The organism is Pseudarthrobacter oxydans, from assembly GCF_013314975.1.
GTDB classification, from domain to species: Bacteria; Actinomycetota; Actinomycetes; order Actinomycetales; family Micrococcaceae; genus Arthrobacter; species Arthrobacter oxydans.
This window is the reverse complement of the sequence record NZ_JABTYH010000078.1, coordinates 1-1458: the sequence shown is the minus strand read 5'-3', so window position 1 is coordinate 1458 and position 1458 is coordinate 1. Positions and strand designations below refer to the sequence as shown.

At 60.1% G+C, this 1458-nt stretch carries 1 protein-coding gene and 1 pseudogene; one reads left to right on the top strand and one right to left on the bottom strand.

Annotated features, from left to right (window positions below; genetic code table 11):
* Positions 1–266: pseudogene (locus tag HTS88_RS22085) on the bottom strand (hypothetical protein); the annotation flags it as partial.
* 229 nt (positions 267–495) lie between these two features.
* Between HTS88_RS22085 and HTS88_RS21935 the strand changes: the two are divergent.
* Positions 496–648, top strand: a complete 153-nt coding sequence (locus HTS88_RS21935) for a hypothetical protein (protein ID WP_174182301.1) — start codon at positions 496–498, stop codon at positions 646–648.
* The last annotated feature ends 810 nt before the right edge of the window (positions 649–1458 follow it).

The window sequence follows — 1458 nt, the reverse complement described above, 5'->3', positions numbered from 1 at the left end:
TCACCGTCGTCCGCGCGGACGATAAAGCAGCCCGCTCCATCATTATCGAGACGTCCCGTAAGCTGGGCGTCTTCTCTCGGAGCGGTTGACGGGCCAGAATGCACTACGGCCTTTTTGCCACCCTCACTAAGAAGCAGCTCTGTTGGTAACTCCTGCACCACAGAAGGCGAGCTGCTGGCCGTCGGAGAGTCTTGGGCTACCGCGGAGCAGGAAGCCAGGGAGAACGCAATGATGGTCAAAGCACCGAAGGAAAGTGTGTGTTTCATTTCTGTCCCCAATCAGAATGAGCTGTGTTGCCCCAGCCTAAAGCTGAAGCGGAAACGAGGCACCGATTCAGACTTGACTGCAACTAAATCGGTACAGGGGTTGTCTATAGGAACATCTCCTCCGGCCGCCGATCACGCTGCCGCGGGCGCAGCCCCAGAAGCCGGAAACGGCTGAACGCCGGGCTACAGTGGAAAAGGAACATGATCCACTAACAGCCTGGGGCAGCACATGAGCCACGAGTACATCCTCACCGACGACGACGCCGCACCCGCCGATGCCACCCACGCCCAGGACGTTCTCGAACTCTCGATGTTGACCATGCCGCAGCCAGGCGCCCCCATCGTTGATATCTCCTGGGAGAAATCCCCGCTGGACCTATAACTTCATGCAGCAATGACGCTGCAGCACTGGTTTTCCTTTTGCTGAGGGAAAAACTGAGGCCGGCCCCAAGGGGCCGGCCTCAGCCCCTTTAACCGCTAAAGGACCTCGCTCCGCTCGGGCTGCAGAAGCGCTCATTCTGTTTTGGCTGCTGTCCTGCCGGATTCCTTAGGCTCGCCGACTTGCAGAGGCTATCCACCAGCAAGCGGCGGCCACAGCACTGTTTAGCACCGCAATATAGATATCGCCGGCAGCAGGCCGACCAATGATCAGGTCAACGGGCACCAACACCACGGAGGTGCCGGCGGCAATACTGAACACCACAGCCACGATCTTCATGGATCTCCCGGTCGGCGGCCGCCACCCGTGAGAGGGGGCTTGTTTAGCTGTCATCAGTTCGCGTCTACTGCTAACGCCGGTGTCCCGTGTTGGGCTACGTACCAGATGCGCGGAGGGACAAAATCGCACGAGCCGCGAAAGTGGTTCCCGCGAGAAGCAGGATGACTGCCGAAACGACGGAGTACCAAGCCCCGTTGGAACTCAGTGCGATGTATACGCCGATGAGAGAGAAAACAACTGCCCCCAGCGACCAAATGAGCGTTGCTCTTCTGGTGTTGTTCATGGCCTCAGCCTAAGGGACCAAAGATCAGAATGGGCGTCCGCTGGCGCGGCCGGCTGTGGGGCCAGTGCCGGCTCCGCAGGGCTCCGCCGCCCCTGGCCCTGTCTTGTCTTCGACATTTTGGCTGCTGTCCTGACGGATTGTACGTGTCCGCTCCGGCCGGTCTAGCCCCTCCTTCGTCGGGGCCCGCGGTG